Consider the following 26,027-nt stretch of genomic DNA (forward strand, 5'->3'; position numbering starts at 1 on the left):
GCTCCCGAAGGGAGACGATGTGCAACGTCCGCTCGCGGGTCTGACCAGGCGCAACTTCGTCACGGAGCTGACCGCCGGCGTCACGCTGCTCGCCATCGCCATCCCCCTGAACATCGGATATGCGCAGATCGCAGGACTCCCGCCGACTGCGGGACTCTATGCCCTGATCGTGCCGACGATCGTGTACGCCCTCGTCGTCTCCTCCCGGCAGCTGGTCGCCTCCCCCGACGCGGCGGCCGCCGCGCTGGTCGCCTCCTCGATCGGTGGACTCGCCGCTGCGGGTAGCGCCGACTACGCGACGCTCGCCCTCGCGCAGGCGATCATCTGCGGCGGCATGTTCGTGCTCCTCGCCGTGTTCAAGCTCGGATTCCTGGCGAACTTCCTGTCGAAGCCGATCCTGGTCGGATTCGTCGGCGGCCTCGCGCTGGACATCATGGTCAGCCAGGTCGCCAAGATGCTCGGCGTCAAGATCGACTCCGGCAAGGAGTTCACGGGCAAGGTCGCCGACCTCATCGGAGGCTTCACGACCCTCAACGGCTGGGCCGTCTTGATCTCGGTCTGCTCGGTGGCTGTCCTGCTGCTCGGGCGCAGGTACCTGCACGCCGTCCCCTGGGCGCTGATCGTCCTCGTGGCGACGACGCTCGTGGTCGTCCTCACGGGTCTCGATCAACGCGGTGTCGACGTGCTCGGCGAGGTGCCCGCAGGCCCGCCCGTGCTCACCTGGCCGATGATCGACTGGTCGCTCTGGCTCGCGCTCGTGCCGTCCGCGATCGCGCTGACGCTGGTCACCACCGCGGAAGGACTCCTCGTCTCTCGCTCGTACTCCGAGAAGCACGGCTACCCGTTCCATGCCAACCGGGACCTGTTCGCGTTCGGCATCGCCAACGTCGCCGCGGGGGCTCAGGGCAGCTTCGCCGTCGGATCATCGACCTCACGCACGGCGGCCATGGACCAGGCCGGATCACGGACGCAGTTCCCCGCCCTGATCCTCGCCGTCGGAACGCTCCTGCTCCTCCTCTTCGGCACCGCTCTGTTGGCGGACATCCCGTCGCCCGCCATCGGCGCCATCGTCGGGGTCGCGATCATCCCACTCCTCGGGATCCGTGACTTCATCGATCTGTGGCGCAAGGACCGGTTCGAATTCCTGATCGGCGCCACGTGCTTCCTCGTCACCCTGTTCATCGGGTCCATCCCCGGCATCCTGGTCGCGTTCGTGCTCGCGCTCATCAACATCGCGCGGCGCGCCTCCAATCCGGCCATCGACGTGCTCGAATCCAGCGGCGATCCGGGCGAGTCCCTGCTCGAGGACGCCCCCGCCGGAACCGTGACCGCTCCGGGGGTGATCGTCATCCGCCTGGCCGCCCCGCTCTTCTTCGCGAACGGAGCAGTCTTCTCGAGCGCGGTGAAGGACGCCATCCGTTCGGCGGGCGACGGGGCCGTCCAGCACCTCGTCGTCGACATGGAGGCCGTGACCGATGTCGACGTCACGGGCGCCGAATCGTTCGCATCGCTCAAGGAGTGGCTCGCCGCCCGCTCGGTCTCGCTCGCGTTCAGCCGGGTCCGTCCCAATACGCTGCACCGACTCACCGGCCTCGGTCTCCTCGTGTCGGAGCAGGTCTACGCGACCAACCGTGCCGCAATCAGCGATCTCACCCGAACCACGCCGCGATCGCCGCAATCAGAGAGAGAAGGCCAGTGATGGGCACCGTCATCGGAGACATGCTTCCGCTTGCACTCGGCGTCGCGATCAGCCCGATACCGATCATTGCCGCGATACTCATGCTGCTCTCGCCGAGGGCACGTGTCACGAGCGTCGGTTTCCTCCTGGGCTGGCTCGTCGGCATCGTGGTCGCGGTCACCGTGTTCACGCTGCTGTCGTCGATCCTCCCCGAGGACGACCCCGACATCTCTCACCCGATCCGCGGTGTGGTGCAGCTCGTACTCGGCCTGCTTCTCTTCCTCCTCGCATTCGGACAATGGCGCAAGCGGCCGAAGGCCGGCGAAGAGGCCGCGCTGCCGAAGTGGATGAAGGCCATCGACACGATCACCTTCCCGGTCGCCCTGGGGCTCGGCTTCCTGCTGTCGGCGGTGAACCCGAAGAACCTGATCATGGCGGCCGGCGCCGGCACCGATATCGGCGCGGCGGCGCTTCCGGCCGGATCCGTCGTGCTCGTGATCGTCATCTACACGCTCATCGCCGCATCGACCGTCCTGGTCCCCGTGGTCGGCTATCTCTTCGCCGCCGATCGCCTCCGCGGACCGCTCGACGCCCTGCGCGGCTGGCTCGCCAAGGAGAACACCGTCATCATGGCCGTGCTGCTGCTCGTGATCGGAGTATCGATGATCGGCAAAGGCATCGGGAGCTTCTAGAACCGTCACCGCACGGGACGGGAAGACGGAAGAGAGGCACGGAGATGGGCGAACTGATCCTGGATCTCATTCCGGTCGCGCTCGGCGTCGTGCTGAGCCCGCTCGCGATCATGGCTCTCGTCGCGGTGCTGCTGTCGCAGAACGCCAGGGCCAACGGGATCGCGTATCTGCTCGGGTGGTTCCTCGGCCTCGCCGGACTCATGGCGCTCTTCCTGTGGCTGTTCCCGGTGCTCCAGGTTCATCAACGCGGCGAACCGCCCCTGTGGGTGCCGCTCGTCCGCCTTCTCGTCGGTCTCTTCCTCGTCGCCTCCGCCGTCTGGGTTTACCGGAAGGGCCGGGTGCACATCCAGCGGATGGCGGCGGCGTCGACGCCCCGCGACGTCGTGGCCGCGTCACCCCAGCTCCCCGGCTGGCTGCATTCGGTGGAGTCTTTCCGCCCCGGGCGCACGCTCCTCCTCGGCATCGGGCTCTTCGTCCTGAACCCGGTCGACGCGTCCTGCGCCATCCTCGCCGCGGTCGACATCACCCTGTCCGACGTGGATCCGGCCGCGGGACTCTGGGTCGCAGCCGCCTTCGTCGTGGTGGGCACCCTCCCGATCGCTCTTCCCGTCGTGTACGTCGTCGTGCGCGGCCGCGACGCGCAGCCGCTGCTCGACCGCGTCCGCACGTGGATCGCCGGCAACACACACGTGCTCAACGCGGCTCTGCTCCTCGTGATCGGTGCTCTCCAGCTGCAGAAGGCGCTCGCGGCGCTGATCTGAGTGACGGGGAGCGTCTCCCGACGGGTCCCTCGCTGCGAGGTGACGGGGATCACCCGGATGAGCGTCGCGTTCCACCGGTGACAACAACCATCACGCCGCAGTACTGTGCGGATACGGCATCGTTCCGACAGGCGAAGGGAACCAGCAGATGGCTCGCGACTTCCAGGGCAAGATCGAACTCGACGTGCGCGACTCCGTCGCGGATTGGGACGCCTATCGGGCGTCGACGCCACCGACAGGTGCACCGAACGTCCTGGTCGTGCTTTACGACGACACCGGCATGGCGGCGTGGTCGCCGTATGGTGGGCGGATCAACATGCCCACCATGGATCGGCTCGCGCAGAACGGCCTCACCTACTCGCAGTGGCACACGACCGCGCTCTGCTCGCCGACGCGATCGACGTTCCTGACCGGACGCAACCACCACCTCAACGGCTTCGCCACGATCTCCGAGTCGTCGACGGGTTTCCCGGGTTACAACTCCCACATCCCGGAGTCGAACGTCACCATGGCGCACGTGCTCCGCGACGCGGGGTGGTCGACTTTCTGGGTCGGCAAGAACCACAACGTGCCGATCGACGAGTGGACCGCCGGCGCCTCGAAGAAGCACTGGCCGCTGGCACAGGGCTACGACCGGTTCTACGGCTTCATTGGCGGCGAGACCAACAACTGGTATCCGTCGCTGGCCGAGGATAACCACTACATCGATCAGCCGTACCTCCCCGAGCAGGGCTACCACCTGTCGAAGGATCTGGCCGATCAGGCGCTCACGATGATCCGCGACGTCAAGCAGACCGAGCCGGACAAGCCCTGGTACCTCTGGTTCTGCCCCGGGGCCAACCACGCTCCCCATCACGCCCCGCAGGAGTACATCGACAAGTACAAGGGTCAGTTCGACGACGGCTACGAGGCCTACCGCGACTGGGTTCTCGCCAGGATGGTCGAGAAGGGCATCGTTCCGGCCGACACCGACCTGACCGCGCTGAACCCCATGGCCGACGGCACTTTCAACCCGACCGATGAGGTGCGCCCCTGGGACTCGCTGAATGCCGAGGAGAAGGCGATGTTCTCCCGGATGGCGGAGGTCTACGCGGGCTTCAGCGAGTACACGGATTCGCAGGTCGGCCGCATCGTCGACTACCTCGAAGAATCGGGTCAGCTCGACAACACGCTCATCCTGTATTGCGCCGACAACGGCGCGTCCGGCGAGGGCAGCCCGAACGGCTCGGTCAACGAGGGCAAGATCTTCGGTGGCTACCCCGACGACGAGGCGGAGAACCTTCGCCTCGTCGACAAGCTCGGCTCGCCCGACACCTACAACCACTACCCGACCGGGTGGGCCGCGGCGTTCTCCACGCCCTACAAGATGTTCAAGCGCTACACCTATCAGGGCGGCGTCTGCGATCCGCTCGTGATCCACTGGCCCGCCGGTATGAAGGCCCGCGGTGAGGTGCGCCATCAGTACCACCACTCGACGGACATCGTCCCGACGATCCTCGAGGCTTGTGGGGTGGAGTTCCCCGACGTCTACAACGGTGTCGAGCAGACGCCCCTGTCCGGCGTGTCGATGGCGTACTCGTTCGATGCCGAGCCGGAGGGTCAGACGCAGAAGCAGACGCAGTACTACGAGATGCTCGGCCAGCGCGGCATCTGGCACGAGGGCTGGAAGGCCGTCGCGGTCCACGGTCCGATGAGCGGCATCAGCAACTTCGACAAGGACGAGTGGGAGCTCTACCACACGGACGTCGACCGGGCCGAGGCGAAGAACCTCGCCGAGGAACATCCCGACAAGCTCGAAGAGCTCAAGGCGCTCTGGATGGACGAGGCGAAGACCAACAACGTGTTGCCGCTGAATGACCTGCAGATCATCGGCAACCCGAAGGACTTCGAGACGTTCATCGGGATGGAGTTCCACCAGCCGGCTCCGCCCTCGGGTCGGTTCGTCTACTACCCGAACACCAGCGAGGTCCCGGAGAGGTCTGCGGCGAACACGCACGGCGTCTCGTACAAGATCGCCGCCGAGGTCGAGTTCACGCCCGACACGGAGGGCGTCATCTTCGCGCACGGCTCCCGCTTCGGCGGGCACGCTCTCGTCGTGAAGGACGGCCAGGTGCACTACGTGTACAACTTCCTCGGTATCCCTCCGGAGGATCGGGTCTCCGCGCCCGTGCCGACGTCGGGGAAGCACATCATCGGGGTCGAATTCACGAAGGAGGGCATGGGCGAGCACCGCGAAGGCGTCGGCCCGGTGAAGCTGTACATCGATGACCAGGTCGTCGGCGAGAAGCAGATCCGCACGGTCCTCGGACACTTCTCCCTGTGCGGCGAAGGGCTCACGATCGGCCGCGACAGCGCGGACCCGGTGTCGTCGCTGTACGGCTACGGGTTCGACTTCGCCGGCGGCGAGATCACGAAGGTCGTGTTCGACATCGCCGACGACGCCTACCTCGACCTCGAGGCACATCTGGCAGCGGCCATGGCACGCGACTGACGCGGTTCCCGCCCCGACGGCGGCCGCGTGCGCTACTCGATCCCGAGGGCGTGCGCGGCCGCCGTCACGCTGTCTCGGTCCGAGACGCCGAGCTTGCGGTAGATGTTGCGCACGTGGGTCTTGACGGTGTTCGGGGAGATGAACTCCTCTTGCGCGATCTGACGCAGCGTCGCGTTGCGGCTCAGCGCCAGCAGCACGATGCGTTCTCGATGCGTGAGCTCCGCGTCCATGAGCAGTCCCGCCGTGACGAGCCGCTCCCGGACGGTGTCGGCGAAGCGTGTCCGGGTACCGGCGGTCGCGCGCGCGCCCAGTAGACGCAGCACGGCGGGATCGGCCGCGGCGATACGGCGGACGTGCTCCTCCGGCTCGGCCAGCGACAGCGCCAGGGAGAGCGAGGCCTGGGCCCGCTCGGAGTCACCGGTGTGCACGTCGATCGCGGCAGCGACCAGCCAGGCGTCCACCATCGAGGCCGGCAGCGCGCACGTCATCGAACCGTCGAGGACGGGGGCGAGCGTCTCGCGTGCGACCGCGTGCCGATGGTCGTGCAGAGCCGCGATCGCGCGGAGGACCACCAGTTCACCACTCGTGCCGAACGCGCGCTCGGTCTCGGCGATGAACTGGTCCCGCAGATTCGGCTCGCCCAGGCGGTCGAACGCGTGCACGGCGAAGGCGCCCAGCATCGCATACCAGTGCGGAGGGAGCGGCATGTCATCCCGAGGGAGGAGGGTTTCGAGGAGCGTGCCGGCCGCCTCATGCGGATCGGGGGCGGCTTCGGCGCTCAGCAGCGCCATCAGCCCTTGCAGACCTCGCGAGATCGCCGGCTCGGAGCCCGAATGGATGATCGCCTCCGCCGCGCGGAAGGTCTGCTCTGCGTCGACCGCCTGCAGACGTTCGTACGGGACCCAGTACCGCCACACCCGGGTCACCTCGTAGAAGGGATCGTCCGGCATTCCGAGTTCGCGCCATCGGGCGTCCAGTCGCGCCCCCGAGGCGAGAACGTCGCGCATCCTGCCTCGGAAGAGGGCGCTGGTGTTGAGGACGGCGGATGCCTGGAGCTCCGCCGTGATCGCGTCGACCGCTCGCGCCTGATCGGCAGCGGAGCGCGCATAGCGCTCGGCGCGGTCCAGGTGACCGACATACAACTCCCCCATCGCCGCCTGCAGGAACGCATACGTGTCGAGCTGGGTCTCTCCCGTGACGGTGTCGAACGCACGCCCGAGCCGCGCGAGGGCTTCCGTGATCCCTCCGCGGCGCACGGCCGTGTGCAGATCGAGTCCCGTCAGCCACTGACGGGTCGCCGGCGACGTGTCCTGGTCGCGTACCGTCGCGAGGACGGCTGCCGCCGCCGAGGCATCGCCGCGGGCGAGTTCCGCGGCGGCGACCAGCATCTGCACCGCGGCGTCCGACCGCAGCGGAGCGGGCATCGTCCCGATCGCCTCGATCACGGCGCAGGCGTGCCCCGTCAGGATCAGTTGCATCCCGCACCGGCGCAGAACCACGGAGATACACGCCGGATCCGAGCTCTGCGTGGCGTGTCGCAGCGCCGGAAGATGCTCCTGCTGCTCGGCGAACCATTCGGCGGTGTCCTTCTCGAGGTGGTCGATGACGGCCCGCCCCCGATCGCGCAGGCGTGCGGCGAGGAACTCCCGCAGCAGCGGGTGATAGTGGTACCAGACGGGATCGCTACCGTGCCGGCCCATCAGCACACTGAGCTGGATGAGCCTCTCCACGAGGGCCGCGGCGGGAGCACCGGGAGACAGCCGGTACGCGAGATCGAGCGAGAACGCCTCCGGGACGGACGTGACGAGGAGGAACTCGCGAAGCTCCTCATCCAGGTCGGCGAAGACTTCCTCGAGGAAGTAGTCGACCAGCGCAGGCGCATCCCCGCGGAGAGGTCTGTCGGTGATGTCGGCGTGCTGCAGCCCGGCGAGCACCATGAGGCGGAGCCCCGCGGCCCAGCCCTCGGTCCGCTGGAGAATCGTCGTGATCTCCCCCTGCGAGACCGTGATCCCGTTGACCCGGAAGAAGGAACGCACCTCGGCGGGGGTGAACGCCAGATCGGCGTTGTCGAGCTCGAGCGCGATTCCGGCGATACGACGCCGCGCCACGCGGATCAGCCGCGTGCCGCGCCCGGAGAGGACGACGTGCGCATTGCCGGGGACAGCCTGGACGAACGCCGACAGCATGTCGGCCAGTTCGGGTGTCCCGATCAGGTGGACGTCGTCGAAGACGATCACGATCCGTCGCGGCGTTGCCCGCAGAACCCGCGCGAGCGAGCGCGCCGAGTCGTCCGACGCCGCTCGCGGAACCGTGGCCAGGCTCTCGCGAAGCCTCGCATCCGCGATCCGTTCGAGCGCTGCGCGAAGGAGAGAGAGCTCACGGTCGCCGCGCTGGAAGGAGACCCACACCACCTCGGTGTCCGGTTCCGCGTCGATCATCTCCGCCCAGCGGGCGAGGAGCCTGGTCTTGCCGGCTCCGGCCGGGGCGGTGACGAGCGTCAAGGTCCAGGGCTCGTCCATTGCGGCCGTGAGCCGGTCGAGCAGTCGTGGACGCGCGACGTCATCCTCGCCCGCCTCGGGGACGAACGTCCTCGGTGCATCGTCGTCGCCGATGCTCTCCGTCATGGGACCCCCCCGGTCCATCGTTCGACGCCAGGCCAGCAGATATCCGCAGTATGACACCGCGCAGATAAGGGCTCAAGCGCTTCCGAGAGGACGAATGTCTAGACCGAGGTCGACCTCCGTCGAAGAGCGAGCAACGACAGGAGAGACGGCACGGCTGCCCCGAAGAAGAGCGCCAGCCCGACGCCGAGAAGCGTCTCCAGTGCCCGCTCGAGGAAGCGTGCTCCGGGCTGCTCCGTGGAGTTCACCAAGATGAAGGTCAGGGCGATGAACGTCGTGAAGCCCGGGGCCACATACCAGCGGCTCCCCTGGGTAGCACACAGGGCACCGACCACGACGCCGGCAACGAGGCCGATGAGGAGATCTCCCGGCGCGAGGACTGCGAAAGCGGCGGCGGCGAAAGCACCGACAAGCACCGAGATCGCCCGGCCGATGCTGCGCGATATGAGCTGCCCGCGCACGGGACGCATCACCAGCAGCACCGCCGCCGTCGCCCAGCCGACGTGCTGCAGATCGAGGAGGAAGCCCACAGCGGCGGCGATCGCAGCTGCGGCACCGAGAAGGAGCCCGTAGACCAGCATCGCCCGACCTCGCGGCACAGGGGCTGCGGGCGGCGGCGGGCCATCTCGCTCCGGCCAGAGCAGGGAGACGAGCCACGCGTACAGCGATCCCGCCACCATGCTTCCCGCGAGCCCGACGGCTGCCGATGACCAGGGGAAGCTCAGACCGATGCCGATCATCGGCAGGACGAGGATCAGCACGAGCTGCGCCAGGCGCCCATGCACCGCATTGATGCACGCGAGCACGGCCGCGCCGAAAACCGCGACGACGGCGACGGCGGGCACGGTGGCGAGCAGCGAACCCACGAGCAGCCCGATCGCACTGAGACCTCCGACGAGGAGGATGACCGCGCGACCGCGTCGCCGAGGCGGAAGCCGGAACGCCGCCGCGGGAAGAACACCGACGGCGAGAGCGAGACCGAGCGTCGGGCTGAAGGGAGTGACGACCATGGCGGGCAGGGCGAAAGCGATACCGAGACCGAACCTCGCCCACTGCCAGGTCAGGCCGGCCTGGTCATCCACCCCGACCGCCTCGCCGACGCGATCCGAATGCCTCTTCGCATGCCCGTCCCCCTTGTTCGCCGACGGCGGTCTCCCGCCATTCGCCCTCACGGCTCAGCCTAGGCACCGCTCGATCAGCCGTCAGCGTGCATCATCGACTTCACCAGGGTGAACGCCGCCTCCCGCCGCCTCTGGGCAATGGGCGGTGGCGGCCGCCTCCATCCCCTCCCGCACGGTGTCGTGCACGCGACCGGCCGCGCGCAGCGCCGTGAACCACGGAGTGCGTCCGGCGACAGCGGCGGCCGGTTCAGGGAGCGCGGCCAGGTGAAGCTCCGTGTCGCGCTGCGCGAGCTCCCGGTCGAGGTTCTCGAGCGCCTCGAGCACGGTGATGGTCATGACCTCCTGCTGCCTCATCCCGAGCACGAGAGCCGCGACCTCCTCTTCCTCGCCGTCGACGATCTCGAGAAGCCTGCGCTCGTTGACCAGCGCATTCGCGGTGTACAGCCCGCGCTCCAGGTGGATGCCGAGCACGCCGGCGATCCTTCCCACCACGCGGAGCTTCGGGACGTTCACTTCGCGCAGCACGAGGATCAGCGTCACCACGACGCCGACGGCGACGGCCGACAACAATCCCGCGGTGAGCCCGATGATCGCGACCGACAGCGCGATCCAGAAGTCGACTCGGCTGATCCGAGCCCATCGCACCAGCTCCGGGACGTTGATGAGCCCTGCAACCGCGACGAAGACCATGGCGGCCAGGGTGGCCTCGGGCATGAGACTGAGGACAGGGCCGAGGAACAGGGCGACCAGGATGGCGAGCACGACCGTGACGACCGTCGCCAGCTGGGATCGCGCCCCGGCACTCTGGTTCACCGCGCTCTGCGAGAAACCACCCGCCGCGGGCATGGTGCCGAAGAACGAGCCGACCGTGTTCGCCGCACCGGTCGCGAAGAGTTCCTGGTTGCTGTCGATCTGCGGTTCGTCCGCGGTGCGCAGGCTTCGGGCGACGGCTGCGGACTCGAGAAAGGCCATGACGGCGATCGCGAGGGCACCGGGAACGAGCGCGGTGACCTGCGCCAGGTCGGGCAATCCGGGGACGGGCAGTCCGCTCGGCACGGCGGCGATGAGACCCACTCCGAGTCGGTCGATCCCGCCGAGCCAGACCAGGAGGATGCCGCCGACCACGACGACGAGTGTCCCCGGGACCTTCGGCGCCCAGCGCTTCAGCACCACCAGCAGCACCACTGAGCCTGCCGACAGCGCGACCGTCGGCCAGTTGACGCTGCCGAACGCCTCTCCGACGGCGGCGAGCGATCGGAAGAACCCGTGCCCCGAGAAGTTGTAGGTCTCCCCCAGCAGCTTCGGCAGCTGGCCGACGGCCACCGTGGCGCCGACGCCGATCTTGAGTCCGAGCACCGTGGCGCCGCTGATGTTCTCGACGAGAGAGCCGAGTCGGCCGAGCCGGGCGAGAAGCAGTATCACCCCGACCAGCAGCGTGAGCATCATCAGGGAGCCGATCGCGTCCTCCGCACCGGCCGCCACCCCCGCGGAGACGAGCGTCGTCGCAGTCAGCGTCGCGATCGTCGACGTCGTCGAGACGCTCATCGCCCGGCTGCCTCCGAGGGCTGCATAGACCACCATCGGCACGATGCAGGTGTACAGGCCCACCTGGACGGGAAGGTTCGCGATCGTCGCGTACGCCATCGCCTGCGGGATCACCACGGCACCGGCGGAGAGTCCGGCGACCACGTCTCGGACGACCCATCTGGTCTGGTAACCCGCGAGCGTGCTGAACAGCCAGGACGGTCTGGTCACTGCATCCTCCTGCCTCCGTGTGATCGTCTGGCCGAGCGTACTGCGGCGGAGACTCGCCATGAACCGCATCTCACCCTGCCCGGGTGGCCCTCCAAGCTATCGAACCGTCCAGTTAAGTTGTGCACAATTGAATGGCGTGCAATACTCAGTGCATGGCCATGACCGATGAGATGGTGTGCTTCTCGCTGTACTCCGCATCACGCGCGACCACGCAGGCGTACCGCACACTTCTGGCGCCCTGGGGGCTCACCTACCCGCAGTACCTCGTGCTGGCTGCACTGTGGATCGAGGGCGAGCAGAGCATCGGCTCGCTGGGTGCGGTGATGCGCCTCGACTCCGGCACGCTCTCGCCCCTCGTGCGCCGCCTGGAACAGGCAGGGCTCGTCACTCGGGTCCGCGGCGCGGCGGACGAGCGGGTCGTCACGGTACAGCTCACCGCGCGCGGTCAGGCGCTTCGCTCCGAGGTCGCCCCGATCCACAGCGCGGTCGCCGAAGCCGCCGGCCTGAGCGACGACGACCGTCGCCGCGAGCTCATCAGTGAATTGCACGACATCACCGAACGGCTCCAGCGCCTCACCGCAGGTCTCGCCGAGTCCGCACCCGCGGACGACACCCTCTGAACCCCGCCACCCGAAAAGGAAATCCCATGCGCGCACTCATCCACCCGACGTTCGGCGATCCCGAGCAGGTCCTCCGGATCGAAGACCGCCCCCTGCCCGAGCCCGGCGCTGGCCAGGTTCGCCTTCGGACGCTCCTCTCCCCCATCCACAACCACGACCTGTGGACCGTCCGCGGAACGTACGGCTTCAAGCCCGACCTCCCGGCCGCGTCGGGCACCGAGGCGCTCGGCGTCGTCGATGCTCTCGGCTCGGGCGTCGAACACCTCGCCGTCGGTCAGCGCGTCGCGATGGGCGGCACGTTCGGCGCATGGTCGGAGTACTTCCTCGCGAACGCCGCCGGCCTGATCCCGGTTCCCGACGCACTCTCGGACGAGGATGCGGCGCAGCTGGTCTCGATGCCGTTCAGCACGATCACCCTGCTGCGTTTCCTCGACGTGAAGCCGGGCGAGTGGATCGTGCAGAACGCGGCGAACGGCGCGGTCGGCCGCATGCTCGCCCAGCTCGGTGCCGCACGCGGCATCAACGTCCTCGGACTCGTCCGCCGCACGGCGGGTATCGAAGAGCTCCGGACCCAGGGCATCGAGGGCGTCGTCGCCACGGATCAGGACGACTGGCGGGAGCAGGTGGCACGCATCACCGGCGGCGCACCGATCGTCGCGGGAGTCGACTCCGTCGGCGGGTCTTCGGCGGGCGACGTGCTGTCACTCCTCGCCGAGGGCGGTACCCTCGTGGCCTTCGGTGCCATGAACTCCCCCACGATGGAGATCGCCTCTTCCGACGTCATCTTCAAGCAGGCAACCGTGAAGGGCTTCTGGGGCAGCAAGGTCATGCCCAGCCTCGACCCCGCAACCCGGGGCGAACTGTTCGGCGAGCTGGTCCAGCGCGTCAGCGATGGCACCCTGACCCTTCCGGTCGCCGGCATCTTCGACGCCGCCGACATCGGCGCAGCCGTGCAGGCGAGCAACACCGCCGGACGCATCGGAAAGGTGCTGCTGCGCTTCTGATCCACGCCTCGACATCGGGGTTCCGCACGTCGGAGCCCCGGTGCAGAGTATGGGCATGGAGATCACACTCGCCAGCCCCGCGGGGCTCGTCGTCAGTCCTGCTTTCAGCCACGTCGCCGTCGTCCCACCCGGCGCGACCACGATCTACGTCGGCGGCCAGAACGGCGTCGATTCCACGGGGGCGATCGTCTCCGCCGATGCCGCCGAGCAATCGCTGCGCGCCGTCGAGAATGCCCGCATCGCGCTGGAGTCCGCCGGCGCAGGTCTCGACGACGTGATCAGCTGGACGGTCCTGATCCATCAAGACGCCGACCTCCGCGCGGCCTACGGGGCGGTCGCCTCCAGGCTCGCGCGAGAAGGCGCACCGCCTCTGGTCACGGCGGCTCTCGTCGCCGGACTCGGTGTTCCGGGTGCGCTCATCGAGGTGAGCGCGGTGGCTGCCGTCATCCGGGGCTGATCCCCCGGGCCCGGCGCCACGTCCCGGCCGCCGACTCAGGTCCTCCCTCGGACCGGCGTCCGCTCCGCCGCGTCTCCCTCGTCCGGCATCGTCATCTCCGCTCGCACGCCCAGGAGACGGACCTCCCGCTCAGAGTCGAGGGTCTCGGCGAGCGCGAGGGCGGTCGCCACGAATTCCTCCGGATCGGTCGTCGGTGCAGAGAGCTTGCGCCCGAGCGTCTTCGTCTCGAACGGCGCATACCGCACCTTGAGATGCGCGCGGACGACGGGTCTTCCTTCGGCGGCGCAGTCGTCGAAGGCCTGAACGGCGAGTTCCCGGACAGCGGTGTTGACCTGCTCGGTCGTCGTGAGGTTCTGCTGGTAGGTGGTCTCACGGCTGTGGCTGCGTGCCACCCACGGGGTGTCGTCGACGACACTCGGCCCCTGGCCCGAGCCGAGCCCGTGATACCAGACCCCCATCCGCGGACCGAACTCCGCGACGAGCGCCTGCTCGTCGGCGTCCGCGAGTTCTCGGACCGTCGTGATCCCGTGCGCGGCCAGTCGCTTCTGCACCTTGGAGCCGACGCCCCACAGGTCACGGGTGGGCTTGTCGCCCATCACCTCGAACCAGTTATCCGCCGTCAGCCGGAAGATCCCCCGCGGCTTTCCGAACTCGGTCGCGATCTTGGCACGCACCTTGTTGTCCCCGATGCCGACGGAGCAGTGCAGCTCCGTCGCGGCCAGCACGGCCGCCTGTGCAGCGGTGGCGATCCGCTCCGGGTCCTCCGTCGTCACGCCGAGGAAGCACTCATCCCATCCGATGACCTCGAGCACCACGTCGGGCAGCGACCGGAGCGCGGCCATCACCTCGCCGGAGGCGACCGCGTACGCTTCCTGGTCCACGGGCAGGAAGACGGCGTCCTTCGGAGCCTTGCGTGCCGCGATCTTGAGAGGCATCCCCGAGCCGATGCCGTAGGCGCGCGCCTCGTAGGATGCGGTCGACACGACGGCGCGCTCCGTGGGGTCACCGCGTCCGCCCACGATCACCGGGATCCCGGCGAGCTCCGGTCTGCGCAGCACCTCGACCGCGGCGATGAACTGATCCATGTCCACGTGCAGCACCCAGTCGACCATGCAACGAGTGTGGCGGCTGGAAGCGCGCGTGTCACCCCGCTCCGGGCTCCCGGTCGGTCGGCGATCAGCCGATCGCGACGCCGATCGCGGTGACGACCACGGCGAGCAGGGGAAGCGTCCCCTGCATCAGTGCGGCACGCGCCTTCGCGCGGTCCGAGAGGATGAGCACCAGGGCGGCGGCGAGCATCATCGCAGTGCCGGCGAACACCAGGGTCAGTCCGACGGTGGCCGAACCGACGATCACGAGGCCGATACCGAGCAGGGTCGTGAGTGCGAGGAAGAGGTTGTAGAAGCCCTGGTTGAAGGCCAGCTGCTTCATCGTGACGGCATCCGCCTCGCTGGCGACGCCGAAGATCTTCCTCGTCTCCGGCTCGGTCCACCGCAGCGACTCGAGCGCGAAGATGAAGACGTGGAACGCAGCGGCGGCTGCGGCGAGGACGAGACCGACGATGAGCATGTGCTGATTCTGTCAGACCAGGAAGATCGGCAGCAGCCCGGGGTTGTGCGCGTGCACGAGCACCGCGAACACCACGGCGTCGAACAGCAGGTGCACGGTGACGACGTAGGCGAGCGAATGGGTGCGCAGGAAGATGTAGCCCTGCAGGAGCGCGAACGGGATCGTCAACAACGGGCCCCACTCGCGGTATCCCAGCTCCCAGAGGAACGAGACGAACACGATCGCCTGCAGCAGGTTCGCAACCAGGTTCGGAAAGTGACGACGCAGCAGCGCGAACACCGTGCAGATGAAGAACAGCTCGTCCCAGATGCCCACAGCGCCGACGCCGACGAACAGCCGTGCGATGAGCTCGGGCGTGTCGACGACCGGCCAGTTCTGGTAGACGCCGCTGGTGATGAAGTAGAAGGGCAGGATCAGCCATCCCAGGATCAGCACCGCCACCAGCCATCCCCACTGCAGACGACCCCATCGACGGTGCGTGCGCCACGGGAAGCTGATGGCGCGGTCGCGGTAGACGAACCGGGAGATGACGTAAGGCACAGCGACCGCACCACCCAGCGCGAGCGTGAAACGCAGCATCGCGAGGTTGTCGAGTTCTGCGGCGAGCGGGATGATGCTGACGATCAGCAGACCGACGGCGATCAGGGAAAGGTCCCTGGTGAGCGAGGGCGGCCGATGCACGCCGATCACCCTCGCGGTCTCCCGCCGTGCGCCCATGCTCACGACCTGGTCCTCAGCCGGCCGCCCGCGTTCGAGCAGCCAGGCGATCACGATCCCCAGGGCGAGCAGCGCCCAGCCCAGCCACGGAATCTCCAGCACGAAGAACGCCGGGGCAGCGGCACAGACGAGTAACGCCGGCACGAAGGCGAGGCGCAGCGTCGTCTCGCGCCGCACCTCGGTCACGCGCGCGCCCTGCGCCGGTAGACCAGATCGCGGATGTCGCGCCCCTTCGCGATGCCCTTGCGCTCGAACGCGGTCATCACCCGGCCATCGAAGCGCTCAGCCCACTCCCCGTCGAACGCGCGCTCGAACAGCGGCTCGGCGTCGAGCACCTCGCGCATCTGCAGCGCGTAGTCCTCCCAGTCGGTCGCGAGACGCAGCAGGCCGCCGTCGTTCAGCGCCCTCGCCGCGGTGTCACCGAAACCCGGCCGCACCAGGCGCCGCTTGGTGTGCTTCTTCTTGTGCCACGGATCGGGGAAGAAGATCCAGACCTCGCGGGCCGCAGCCTCGGGAAGGTATGACGACAGCACCTCCGGCGCGTTCGCCTCGACGACCCGGACGTTGCGGGCGCCCTCCCTGTCCGCATCGAGCATCGTCCGCGCGAGGCCGGCGCGGAAGACTTCGACGGCGAGGAAGTCATCATCGGGGCGGGACGAGGCCGCCGCGACGATCGCGTGTCCCTGCCCGGAGCCGATCTCCACGTAGAGGTCGGCGGCACGGCCGTACTCGGTCGCGGGATCGAGGCGGGCCTCCGGGTGCACCGAGGTCCAGGCGACGTCGCGCGGGACGTCGAGCAGGTAGTGCGGGCCGAGCTCGGTGAAGGCGCGCTCCTGCGCCTCGGACATCCGGCCGCTGCGGCGTACGAACGACACCGGCTCGTCTCGGAAGGTACGGGGTTCGGGCATGATTCCAGGGTAGTCGTCGGCGCCCCGCGCTCCCTGCGTCCGCGGTGGCGGCGTTCAACCCGTCGGGGCCGTGACGAAGTCGATGAGCTCCTCCACACGGCCGAGCAGTGCGGGTTCCAGGTCCCGGTAGGTGGTCACCTTCGAGAGGATGTGCTGCCAGGCGCGAGCGATGTCGGCCTGTGTCTCATGGGGCCACCCGAAGGCCCGACAGATCCCGACCTTCCACTCGATCCCGCGCGGGATCTCCGGCCACTTCGCGATGCCGAGGGCACGCGGGGTGACGCACTGCCAGACGTCGATGAAGGGGTGCCCGACGATGCGGAGGTGTCGGCCGTGCGGGCCGCGCGCGATAGCCTGCGCGATCCTGGTCTCCTTGGAACCCGGCACGAGGTGGTCCACCAGCACGCCGTACCTGCGGGTGGCGCTGGGCGGCTCGGCGGTCAGCAGGTCGTCGAGCAGGTCGACTCCCTGCAGGAACTCGACGACCACACCCTCGACACGCAGATCGGCGCCCCAGACCTTCTCCACCAGCTCGGCATCGTGCCTGCCCTCGACGAGGATGCGGCTGGGCAGGGCGACGCGTGCGCGCTGATCCGCGACGACGAACGATCCGGATGCGGTGCGCCGCGGACCCTGGCCCTTCGCCGCCGGCACGACGAGGCGCACCGGTGCGCCGTGTATGAGGAACCCGCCGCCGAGCGGGAACAGCCGTCGACGGCCGACGCGGTCCTCCAGCTCGACGTTGCCGCCCTGCACGCGGGTGACCGCGCCGCAGAAACCGTCATCGGCGACCTCGACGACCAGATCCGCCTCCGCCGCGACCTGCGGCACCTTCTTCGCGCCGCGGTCGCGCCAGCCTGTCGCCAGCACATCCGAACCGTACATGTCGTCCATGCCTTCCAGGGTATGTGCCTCCGCTGAGGGCGAACGGCGAACCCGCCGCTGGTGCTGTCGCGTGTCGGGCTCTGTGCATAGACTCATGGCATGGGGCTCGGCTGCCGGTCGGAGGGAACACGATGACGAAACGGTGGCTCACGCTGGCCGCACTCGCGCTGGCCGCCGTGGCAGGAGCGTTCACCGCGTCCGTCGCCTCCGCCACCGATCCGCTCACCCTCGATTCCGGATACGTCACCGACCAGGCCGACGTGCTCAGCGCCGATGAAGAGGCCACGGTCGAGACCAGGCTCGAGGAGCTGACCGCCAACTCGAACGCCGACCTGTTCGTGGTGCTCGTCGACGACTTCACCAATCCGAGCGACAACGTCAAATGGGCTGACACCGTCGCCGACAGCAACAACCTCGGCAGCGAGCAGTATCTCCTCGCGATCGCGGTGGACGGCCGCAGCTACTACATCTCGGCGGCGCCCGACGGGCCGGTGAGCTTCGACCAGCTCGACGCCATCGAAGACAAGATGGTCCCGCTCGCCGCCGACGGCGACTGGGTCGGGGCGATCACTCTCGCCGCCGACGAGATCCAGGGCGACGGGGGTGCCGGAGCGCTCCGTGTCACGCTGATCGTGGTGGCCGTCATCGCCGCCGCTCTGCTCATCTGGCTCATCGTCGCGCTCGTCCGACGCGCGCGGCGCAAGGCCGAGATCCGCCGACGCGGCGCGATGCCGGAGACACCCGACCCCGCTGATCCGTTCTCCACCCTCACCGACGAGCAGGTCGAGACGCAGGCCGGGCTCGCACTCGTGCAGGCCGATGACGCCATCACCTCCAGCAAGGAGGAGCTCGGCTTCGCGGTCGCACAGTTCGGCGAGGGCGCGACCGAGGAGTTCACCCGCGTCGTCGACGCGGCGAAGGCCAAGATCGCTGAGGCCTTCGACCTCAAGCAGAAGCTCGACGACGAGATCGAGGACACGATCCACGACCGTCGGGCCTGGCACATCCGCATCATCCGGATCGCCGAAGAGATCGACGATGTGCTCGACGACAACACCGAGGCCTTCGACGCCCTTCGCAAACTCGAGCAGAATGCGCCGCAGGAACTCGAGAGGGTCCGCGGCGAACGCGCGGCACTGACCCCGATCCTCGCCGCCGCCGCACCGGCTCTGTCCGCGCTGTCGGCGACGTACGACCCGGCGGCCCTGAGCACGGTCGCCGACAACCCCGCGCAGGCACAGGAGCGCGCCGACCTGGCCGACCGCTCGATCGAGGCGGCCGCCCAGGCGATCGCGGCCGGCCGATCCGGCGAGGCCGCCTTCGCGATCCGCACCGCCGAGCAGTCGGTCGCACAGGCCGGCCAGCTCGCCCAGGCGGTCTCGACCTTGGGCGCCGAACTGGCCGCCATCGAGACACAGTCGCAAGCACTGGTCACGGAACTGCAGGCCGACCTCGCCGCGGCACAGCAGCTGCCCGACACGACCGGTGCGATCGCGGCGGCCTCCTCCGCGACCGCGCAGCAGCTCCAGCTGGCGCAGGCCGACCTCGCCAGCACGAAGCGCAATCCGCAGCGGGTGCTCGAGGCGCTCAGCGCCGCGAACGCCCAGATCGATGCGGCAATCGCCCAGGGCCGAGAAGGCGTCGAGCGCTCGCGCCGCGTGCAGCAGATGCTCGAGCAGACCCTCGCACAGGCGAATTCCGAGATCCGTGCGGCACGCGAGTTCATCGAGACCCGCCGCGGCACCGTCGGTTCGACCGCACGAACCCGACTCGCCAACGCCGAGGCCAGTCTCACCCAGGCGTTGAACCTGCGCGCCACCGACCCCGAGGCGTCTCTGGCCGAGGCCAACCGCGCACTCGCCCTCGCCGGCCAGGCCACTTCCGCCGCGCAATCCGACGTCCAGGCGTACAACCCGCCCGGGTACGACAGCGGCTGGGGCAGCCCGTTCGGCGGATCCAACTCCTCGTCCGGCGGTTCCGGAATCGGCGGGGACATCCTCGGCGGCATCATCGGCGGCCTCCTCGCCGGCGGTGGCGGCGGGTCGTCCCGTCGAAGCAGCAGCAGCGGCTGGCGCTCCTCCGGGGGCGGCGGCTTCCGCAGCTCCGGTTTCGGCGGCGGGGGATCCCGCGGCGGTGGAGGCCGCAGCGGCCGATCCGGAGGTAGACGCTTCTGATCCGCCACACAGACATTTACGCCAAGCTCTCGAAGACGCCCTCTGAAAGGAACCACGCATGACCAAGCAGTCCATCTTCGGACGTATCTCGACCCTCGTCCGCGCGAACATCAACTCCCTCCTGGACTCCGCGGAAGACCCGCAGAAGATGATCGACCAGCTCGTTCGCGACTACACGAACAGCATCGCCGACGCCGAGTCCGCGATCGCCGAGACCATCGGCAACCTGCGACTCCTCGAGCGTGACCACGAGGAAGACGTCCAGGCCGCGACCGAGTGGGGCAACAAGGCCCTCGCCGCCAGCCGCAAGGCCGACGAGATGCGCAACAGCGGCGATGCCACGGACGCCGACAAGTTCGACAACCTCGCCAAGATCGCCCTGCAGCGCCAGATCAGTGCCGAGCGCGAGGCCACCGGCGCCGAGCCTCAGATCGCCGCCCAGACCGAGATCGTCGACAAGCTCAAGAGCGGCCTCAACGGCATGAAGGACAAGCTCGTCGAGCTCAAGAACAAGCGCAGCGAGCTTCTCGCGCGCGCCAAGGTCGCGGAGGCGCAGACCAAGGTGCAGGACGCTGTCGGCTCGATCAACGTGCTCGACCCCACCAGCGAGCTGGGCCGGTTCGAAGACAAGGTCCGCCGCCAGGAGGCCATCGCTCAGGGCAAGATCGAGCTCGCGGCGTCGAGCCTCGACGCACAGTTCGAGAGCCTGGAAGACCTCGGCGAACTGACCGAGGTCGAGGCTCGTCTCGCCGAGCTCAAGGCCGGCGGCAGCGCTCCCCGTCAGGCCATCGAAGGCAACTGACACCACCAGCGGATGTCCCGGGCCCTGCGCCCGGGACATCCGCGCTCTTCTTCTCGGAGGCACCCATGGTGCGATTCCTCGTCATCCCGCAGTGGCAGGGCTCGCCCGCACCGCGCGCGATGCTCCTCGTCGACGGTGCTGCCGCCATCGCGGGAGACCTTCCCCGGGCTGCGACGACCGTGCTGGAAGTGCCGGTCGAGGCGGGGGAATCCCTCGGCACCGGGGTCCGCCGCCTGAGCGCGCTGCTGCGCACACGCGAACTCACCCACGGGCACATCGACGCGGACACTGTCGTGATCGGCGGCGACTGCAGCATCACCGTCGCCGCGATAGATGCGCTCCCGGGCGGTACCGACGATCTCGCCGTCGTGTGGTGCGACGCCCACGCCGACCTCCACACGCCCGAGACCTCTCCTTCCGGAGCCTTCTCCGGAATGGCGTTGCGCGCCCTGCTCGGCGAGGGCGAGGAGCAGCTCGTCCTCTCCCCCGCGATCCGCGCCGACCGGGTGGTCACCGTGGGCGTGCGCAATCTCGACGACGCAGAGGCCGCCCCTCTTGGGGCCCTGACGAACCTCTCCGTCGATGACCTCGAACGACCCGATGCGCTGCTCGACGCGGTCAGAGCGACCGGGGCGTCGCGAGTCTGGGTCCACATCGACGTGGATGTGCTCGACCCCTCCGACTTCGCCGGCGTCTCCTCCTCCGTGCCGTTCGGGCTCTCCCCCGCGGCTCTGAGCACCGCCATCCGCGCGCTGCGCACCGAGATCCCGCTGGCCGGCGCGACGATCGCCGGCTTCGCGCCCCGAACGCCGGCGGATGCGGTCGACGACCTCGGTGCGCTGCTCCGGTTGGTCGGAGCCGTGGCATGAGCACGGCGGCGGACTGGCGTCCTGAGGCCGAAGCCGCGCTCGCCCGGGGGCGACGCTTCGACCGCCGGATCCCCTCGTTCCTCCTGCGTTCGCCGATCAGTCGTCTCGGCTACGCCTGGGGCACGGCTGTCGGGTGGCTCTGGGGATCGCTCTGGAGCACCGGCCCCGTCGAGAGGCGGGCGGGGCTGTGGATCTTCCGGGGCATGCCCACCTGGACCTTCAACCGTGGTGGAGTATGCGTCGGCGGGTGCTTCCTCACCGGAGACGCCCGCCCGAGCGATGCCGTCCTGCGTCACGAAGCCGTGCACAAGGAGCAGTGGCTCCGCTACGGCTTCCTGATGCCGGTGCTCTATCTGTTCGCCGGCCGGGATCCGCTGCGCAACCGCTTCGAGATCGAGGCGGGACTGGAAGACGGCAACTACGTGCGCCGGTCGCGCTGACGCCGCGCTCGCGCGGTCAGCGGACGGTGGGCAGCAGGCCGAAGCGCTCGGGGGTGTGGATGAGTGCGGGCGAGACCTGCAGCGCGCTCGTCAGGTGCTCGACGATGTCGGCGGTGCCCAGGTAGCCACCGAGCAGCGTGACGCGCGTCTCGATCTCGTCGTCGCACATCATCTCGTCGGCCCACGCGCAGGTCGCGCGTGCCAGGGCCTGACCGGGTGCGCAGGCGCGGCCACTGCCGGGAGCACCGGAACGCTGCTCACGCGCGAGCCACGTGACGGTCATCCGCCCCGGAGCTTCGATCACGCCGATGTCGGCGACCGAGGGCACCTCGATGAAGATCCGGCCGGACGCGCACAGCGGCAGCGTCGTCAGGAAGACCTCGAGCTCGGTGAGGGACTGTTCGTCGGCCGTCACCAGGTGGTGCGCGCGCTGACGTGCTGCGCGGCGTGCTGCGCGCGTGCTGCGAGTCTCGAGCGAGGTGTTCATGATGCCTTCATCGTACACCAAGTGAAGGCTTGCCTAACCTTGCCTCCGCCGGGAAGAGCGCGGTCCCGTTGTGCGCTACTCGGCCGGCTCGACGAGCGCAGCGGTCAACGCGGCGAGCTCCGCCTCGGTCATCCCGTTTGCCCGCAGGTAGCCCGCGGCGGAACCCCAGCGCTCATCGACCTGCTCCAGCAGACTCCGCATCACCGAAGCAGGCGACTGCGTCGCGAGGGCCACCGCATGCACCGCTTCGGGGTGCTCGGCGCGGAGGTACGCGGCGATGCGCTGCGAGCGCTCCGCCGGCAGCTGCGACTCCGTGAGCGCGTAGTCGGCGATCACGGCCTCACGATCAGCGCCGACGGCGGACAGCGCGAGGGCCACCGTCACGCCTGTGCGGTCCTTGCCGACCGTGCAGTGCACGAGCGTGGGCGCGCCCGCGGAGATGATGCGGATCGCCTCGACCAGGCGCTCCCCACTCTCCTCCAGCAGATGCAGGTAGAGGTCGTCGAGGCTCGTGTCGGCTTCGAAGAACGACCGCACCGACCCCAGGAACAGTGGGAGGTGCGTGGTGTCCGGCCCCTCGATCTCGGTGGGCTCCGCCGCCACCTCCTCGCCGTCGCGGAGGTCGACGATGTGCTGCACCTTCGCACGGAGCACGGCGGCCCCGCTCGTCGTGGCGCCGGAGAGCTGACCCGACCGCAGCAGCACTCCCGCGCGGATGCGGCCACCGGACGCCGGGATACCGCCGACATCGCGGACGTTGGTGACGCCGTCGACGTCGAGGATCGTCATGCCTGCGCCTGCGGAGTCCGGGCGGGAACTGGATAGCGTCCGGCGATCACGACGCGGTTGAACGCGTTGATGGAGACGCATGCCCAGCTGAGCGCCGCGTACTCCTTCTCAGTGAAGACACTGCCGACCAGGTCGTACACCTCGTCGGACACGCCGTCTTCGGAGATGAAGGTGAACGCCTCAGCGAGTTCGAGGGCCGCGCGCTCGCGCTCGCTGAACACGCCACTCTCGCGCCAGGTCGGGATCTGGGTGAGCGTGTCGGTGTCGATGCCGGCGGCGACGGCGCGGTCGACGTGGATGCGGGCGCAGTATGCGCACCCGTTGAGCTGCGAGCAGTGGATCATGACGATCTCTTTGAGGCGATCGTCGATGCCGTTCGCCGCGCAGATCTGCCCGACGGTCTTCGAGAACGCATCGAGCGCCTGATACGCGGTCGGCTCGGTCTTGGACAGGTGCACTCGCGTCTCACTCATGACTCCATGATATTCGGCGACCACCCTCCCGGCCTCTGTCCACCCCGACGCAAGGAAATGCACTGTGACATGCTGATGCATTGATTGATAAACATGTTCACAATCAACTACGGGGGCATGGTTGCCAGAATGCTCCGCCATTTCTTCTGTGTCGCTGGGGTGGAGCAGAATATGCACGTGGCGATCGACATCAGCGAGTTCAGCTATCTTCCCGCACAGGCCGAAGCGCTCGGCGTTCCGCTCCCGGAAGTGGAGCGCCTCACCCTCCCCCTCGCCGACGGACGCTCCGTGAGCGCCCTACGGTTCGGCGGAGACGCGCCGCAGGTCACGCTGCTGCACGGCGCGGGCCTGAACGCGCACACGTGGGACACGACCTCGCTCGCGCTCCAGCTGCCGCTGCTCGCGATCGACCTGGCCGGCCACGGCGACTCCTCCTGGCGCGACGACGTCGACTACACCCCGCGCACCCTCGCACGCGATGTCGCCGCGGCACTCGATGCCTGGGCGACGCAGCCGCAGGTCGTCGTCGGACAGTCGCTCGGCGGACTCACCGGCGCCGCCCTCGCCGCTTCCCGACCCGATCTGGTCTCCGAGCTCGTGATCGTCGACATCACGCCAGGGATCGACGTCACCGCCGGGCCGGCCGCGCTGCGCGAGTTCTACGCCGGCCCCACGGACTTCGCCTCTCGGGACGAACTCGTCGACAAGGCGATGTCGCTCGGCTTCGGCGGCAGCCGCCCCGAGACCGAGCGCGGTGTCTTCCTCAACACCCGCGTGCGGCCCGATGGGCGGGTGGAGTGGAAGCACCACTTCGCACACCTCGCCGCACAGGCCCTCGCCGCGCACGATCCCGGTTCGCCCACCGCCCCCTCGGTCCTTCACGAGACCGGGTGGGACGACCTGTCCGGGGTCAGCGCCCCGATCACCCTGGTCCGCGCCGCCCGCGGTTTCGTCAGCGAGGCCGATGCCGAAGACCTCCAGCGTCGTGTGCCCGCCGCCCGCGTGGTGACCCTGGACGCGACGCACAACGTGCAGGAGACCGCACCTGTCGAGCTGGCCGCCCTCATCGCCACAGCATCCGCCGTTCGCGGATTGTGACGTTCCGTTCCACACCCGACCCGCACCCCGCCACGCAACTCTAGGCTCGACACAACGGCACACAGCAACTGCCGCACCGAGAGGAAACGCCCATGTTCCGACGCACCCGACGCCTCGCGCTGATCTCCGCGCTCGCGGCCACCGCCGTCATACTCAGCGCCTGCGCGGGCTCCCCCGATCCCGGGCCCTCCGCGAGCACCGGTGAGCCCGACCCCGACGCGACCCTGCACGTGGGACTGGTGCTCGAACCCACCAACCTCGACATCCGCCACACCAGCGGTGCGGCTCTCGAACAGATCCTCATCGACAACATCTACGAGGGCCTTGTCACGCGCACGCAGGACAACGAGATCGAAGGGCGACTCGCCACGGACTACGAAGTCTCCGACGACGGGCTGACCTACACCTTCACCCTCGGCGAGGGCATCCTCTTCCACGACGGCACCGCGCTCACCTCCGCCGATGTCGTCTCCTCGTACGAGACCGTGCGCACCGACGCCACCGTGCAGGGGAACGCCGACTTCGCAGCGGTCGCGTCGATCACGGCGCCGGATGCCACCACGGTGCAGATCGTGCTCACCGAGCCGAACCAGAACTTCCTGTTCGCCCTGACGGGTCCGGCGGGGCTGGTCTTCAAGACCGGTGACACCACCGACCTGAAGTCGGCCGAGAACGGCACCGGGCCGTTCACGCTGACTCGCTGGAACAAGGGCAGCACCATCACCTTCGCCCGCAACGACGACTACTGGGGCGACCCGGCCGGCGTCGCGCAGGTCGAGTTCCAGTACATCCCAGACTTCACGGCGGGCGTCAATGCCGCCCTCGCCGGCGACGTCGAGGTGCTCACCGCCGTCGATCCCAACCTCGCGCCGCAGCTCGAGGACTCCGGCGAGTTCGCCCTGACGAAGGGCCGCACCACCGACAAGGCCACGCTGGCGTTCAACAACAAGAAGGCGCCCCTCGACGACGTCCGCGTGCGCGAGGCGCTCCGCCTGGCCATCGACCACGACGCCCTCATCGAGGCGGTCGGCGCCGGTACCACGCTGTTCGGCCCGATCCCCGAACTCGACCCCGGCTACGAAGATCTGTCGGACGTGATCTCGTACGACCCGGAGAAGGCGAAGGAGCTGCTCGCCGAAGCGGGACAGGAAGACCTGGAGCTCACGCTCACGATTCCCGCGTTCTACGGGACGACGGTGCCCAAGGTGCTGATCTCCGACTTCAAGAAGGTCGGCGTCTCCCTCGAGGTCAACTCGGTCGAGTTCCCGACCTGGCTCGAAGACGTGTACACGAACAAGGACTACGACCTCAGCTTCGTGCTGCACGTCGAGCCGCGCGACTTCGGCAACTTCGCCAACCCCGACTACTACTTCGGCTACGACAACGCCGAGGTGCAGGACCTGTACTCGAAGGCACTGGCCGAGGTGGATCCCGACAAGTCCGCCGAGCTGCTCGCGCAGGCCGCGCGCATCGTGTCGGAGGACCACGCGGCGGATTGGCTGTACAACGGCGAGACCATCACGGCCGTGGCCCCGATCGTCGCCGGCTTCCCCGAGGACTCGATCAACTCCCGGATCAACCTCGCCGGCGTGACCGTCTCCGCTGAGAAGTAGCGA

24 protein-coding genes are annotated in these 26,027 nt (G+C 68.7%); 13 read left to right on the forward strand and 11 right to left on the reverse strand.

What is annotated here, in order from left to right; genetic code table 11:
• Positions 1–19 precede the first annotated feature (19 nt).
• The 4 genes from J7E45_RS02630 (at position 20) to J7E45_RS02645 (ending at position 5,622) form a co-directional block, all read left to right on the forward strand.
• Positions 20–1,699 (forward strand): SulP family inorganic anion transporter, encoded by a 1,680-nt coding sequence (locus J7E45_RS02630; protein WP_215066899.1) that lies wholly within the window; start codon positions 20–22, stop codon positions 1,697–1,699.
• Positions 1,699–2,370: a GAP family protein gene (locus J7E45_RS02635; protein WP_091033788.1), complete on the forward strand. Its 672-nt coding sequence runs from the start codon at positions 1,699–1,701 to the stop codon at positions 2,368–2,370. Before J7E45_RS02630 ends, J7E45_RS02635 begins: the two co-directional genes overlap by 1 nt.
• A gap of 44 nt (positions 2,371–2,414) precedes the next feature.
• Positions 2,415–3,131 (forward strand): GAP family protein, encoded by a 717-nt coding sequence (locus J7E45_RS02640; protein ID WP_215066901.1) that lies wholly within the window; start codon positions 2,415–2,417, stop codon positions 3,129–3,131.
• A 148-nt stretch (positions 3,132–3,279) separates the two neighbouring features.
• Complete coding sequence (locus J7E45_RS02645) at positions 3,280–5,622, forward strand: arylsulfatase (protein ID WP_215066903.1); 2,343 nt, start codon at positions 3,280–3,282, stop codon at positions 5,620–5,622.
• 32 nt (positions 5,623–5,654) lie between these two features.
• Here the strand turns inward: J7E45_RS02645 and J7E45_RS02650 are convergent, their stop codons facing one another.
• From J7E45_RS02650 to J7E45_RS02660, 3 genes are all read right to left on the reverse strand, one after another.
• Positions 5,655–8,246, reverse strand: a complete 2,592-nt coding sequence (locus tag J7E45_RS02650) for a LuxR C-terminal-related transcriptional regulator (RefSeq protein WP_215066905.1) — start codon at positions 8,244–8,246, stop codon at positions 5,655–5,657.
• Between the two features lie 98 nt (positions 8,247–8,344).
• Positions 8,345–9,325: an FUSC family protein gene (locus J7E45_RS02655; protein WP_308162037.1), complete on the reverse strand. Its 981-nt coding sequence runs from the start codon at positions 9,323–9,325 to the stop codon at positions 8,345–8,347.
• A gap of 120 nt (positions 9,326–9,445) precedes the next feature.
• Positions 9,446–11,119, reverse strand: coding sequence for a SulP family inorganic anion transporter (locus tag J7E45_RS02660; RefSeq protein ID WP_308162038.1), 1,674 nt, complete (start codon positions 11,117–11,119; stop codon positions 9,446–9,448).
• Positions 11,120–11,271: 152 nt separating this feature from the next.
• Here J7E45_RS02660 and J7E45_RS02665 point away from each other — a divergent pair, with 152 nt between their 5' ends.
• The 3 genes from J7E45_RS02665 to J7E45_RS02675 are packed head-to-tail and all read left to right on the forward strand — an operon-like array spanning position 11,272 to position 13,200.
• Positions 11,272–11,739 carry a MarR family winged helix-turn-helix transcriptional regulator gene (locus tag J7E45_RS02665; protein ID WP_251053354.1) on the forward strand — a complete coding sequence of 156 codons (468 nt, stop codon included), beginning with the start codon at positions 11,272–11,274 and terminating at the stop codon, positions 11,737–11,739.
• A 26-nt stretch (positions 11,740–11,765) separates the two neighbouring features.
• Positions 11,766–12,743: a zinc-binding dehydrogenase gene (locus J7E45_RS02670; protein ID WP_215066907.1), complete on the forward strand. Its 978-nt coding sequence runs from the start codon at positions 11,766–11,768 to the stop codon at positions 12,741–12,743.
• Positions 12,744–12,798: 55 nt separating this feature from the next.
• A complete protein-coding gene (locus J7E45_RS02675; protein ID WP_091033802.1) occupies positions 12,799–13,200 on the forward strand; it encodes a RidA family protein in 402 nt (133 codons plus the stop codon).
• A gap of 35 nt (positions 13,201–13,235) precedes the next feature.
• Here J7E45_RS02675 and J7E45_RS02680 read toward each other — a convergent pair whose 3' ends face one another.
• From J7E45_RS02680 to J7E45_RS02700, 5 genes are all read right to left on the reverse strand, one after another.
• On the reverse strand, positions 13,236–14,312 hold the full coding sequence (locus J7E45_RS02680; RefSeq protein ID WP_215066909.1) for a DNA polymerase IV: 1,077 nt from the start codon (positions 14,310–14,312) through the stop codon (positions 13,236–13,238).
• A gap of 64 nt (positions 14,313–14,376) precedes the next feature.
• Positions 14,377–14,769, reverse strand: a complete 393-nt coding sequence (locus tag J7E45_RS02685; RefSeq protein WP_105709705.1) for a DUF1304 domain-containing protein — start codon at positions 14,767–14,769, stop codon at positions 14,377–14,379.
• Positions 14,770–14,781: 12 nt separating this feature from the next.
• Positions 14,782–15,672, reverse strand: a complete 891-nt coding sequence (locus J7E45_RS02690; protein WP_167633226.1) for a CPBP family intramembrane glutamic endopeptidase — start codon at positions 15,670–15,672, stop codon at positions 14,782–14,784.
• Positions 15,669–16,394, reverse strand: a complete 726-nt coding sequence (gene trmB / locus J7E45_RS02695; RefSeq protein ID WP_091033812.1) for a tRNA (guanosine(46)-N7)-methyltransferase TrmB — start codon at positions 16,392–16,394, stop codon at positions 15,669–15,671. The genes J7E45_RS02690 and trmB overlap by 4 nt, the downstream gene beginning before the upstream one ends.
• Positions 16,395–16,448: 54 nt before the next feature.
• Positions 16,449–17,288: a DUF3097 domain-containing protein gene (locus J7E45_RS02700; protein WP_215066911.1), complete on the reverse strand. Its 840-nt coding sequence runs from the start codon at positions 17,286–17,288 to the stop codon at positions 16,449–16,451.
• A gap of 122 nt (positions 17,289–17,410) precedes the next feature.
• Here J7E45_RS02700 and J7E45_RS02705 point away from each other — a divergent pair, with 122 nt between their 5' ends.
• From J7E45_RS02705 to J7E45_RS02720, 4 genes are all read left to right on the forward strand, one after another.
• Complete coding sequence (locus J7E45_RS02705; protein WP_215066913.1) at positions 17,411–19,453, forward strand: TPM domain-containing protein; 2,043 nt, start codon at positions 17,411–17,413, stop codon at positions 19,451–19,453.
• 58 nt (positions 19,454–19,511) lie between these two features.
• A complete protein-coding gene (locus tag J7E45_RS02710) occupies positions 19,512–20,255 on the forward strand; it encodes a PspA/IM30 family protein (RefSeq protein WP_091033820.1) in 744 nt (247 codons plus the stop codon).
• Positions 20,256–20,320: 65 nt separating this feature from the next.
• A complete protein-coding gene (locus tag J7E45_RS02715) occupies positions 20,321–21,124 on the forward strand; it encodes an arginase family protein (protein ID WP_091033823.1) in 804 nt (267 codons plus the stop codon).
• On the forward strand, positions 21,121–21,564 hold the full coding sequence (locus tag J7E45_RS02720) for a Fe-S oxidoreductase (RefSeq protein WP_215066915.1): 444 nt from the start codon (positions 21,121–21,123) through the stop codon (positions 21,562–21,564). The genes J7E45_RS02715 and J7E45_RS02720 overlap by 4 nt, the downstream gene beginning before the upstream one ends.
• A gap of 16 nt (positions 21,565–21,580) precedes the next feature.
• Here the strand turns inward: J7E45_RS02720 and J7E45_RS02725 are convergent, their stop codons facing one another.
• The 3 genes from J7E45_RS02725 to J7E45_RS02735 form a co-directional block, all read right to left on the reverse strand.
• Positions 21,581–22,051, reverse strand: coding sequence for an SIP domain-containing protein (locus J7E45_RS02725; RefSeq protein ID WP_215066917.1), 471 nt, complete (start codon positions 22,049–22,051; stop codon positions 21,581–21,583).
• A 75-nt stretch (positions 22,052–22,126) separates the two neighbouring features.
• Positions 22,127–22,840 (reverse strand): tyrosine-protein phosphatase, encoded by a 714-nt coding sequence (locus J7E45_RS02730; protein ID WP_215066919.1) that lies wholly within the window; start codon positions 22,838–22,840, stop codon positions 22,127–22,129.
• Positions 22,837–23,313, reverse strand: a complete 477-nt coding sequence (locus J7E45_RS02735) for a carboxymuconolactone decarboxylase family protein (RefSeq protein WP_029261916.1) — start codon at positions 23,311–23,313, stop codon at positions 22,837–22,839. The genes J7E45_RS02730 and J7E45_RS02735 overlap by 4 nt, the downstream gene beginning before the upstream one ends.
• Before the next feature lie 171 nt (positions 23,314–23,484).
• On the opposite strand from J7E45_RS02735, the gene J7E45_RS02740 reads away from it, so the two are divergent.
• Positions 23,485–24,411, forward strand: a complete 927-nt coding sequence (locus tag J7E45_RS02740; protein ID WP_091033829.1) for an alpha/beta fold hydrolase — start codon at positions 23,485–23,487, stop codon at positions 24,409–24,411.
• Between the two features lie 92 nt (positions 24,412–24,503).
• On the forward strand, positions 24,504–26,024 hold the full coding sequence (locus J7E45_RS02745; protein ID WP_091033832.1) for an ABC transporter substrate-binding protein: 1,521 nt from the start codon (positions 24,504–24,506) through the stop codon (positions 26,022–26,024).
• Positions 26,025–26,027: the final 3 nt, after the last annotated feature.

Source organism: Microbacterium sp. ISL-59 (assembly GCF_018613945.1).
Lineage (GTDB): Bacteria > Actinomycetota > Actinomycetes > Actinomycetales > Microbacteriaceae > Microbacterium > Microbacterium oxydans_B.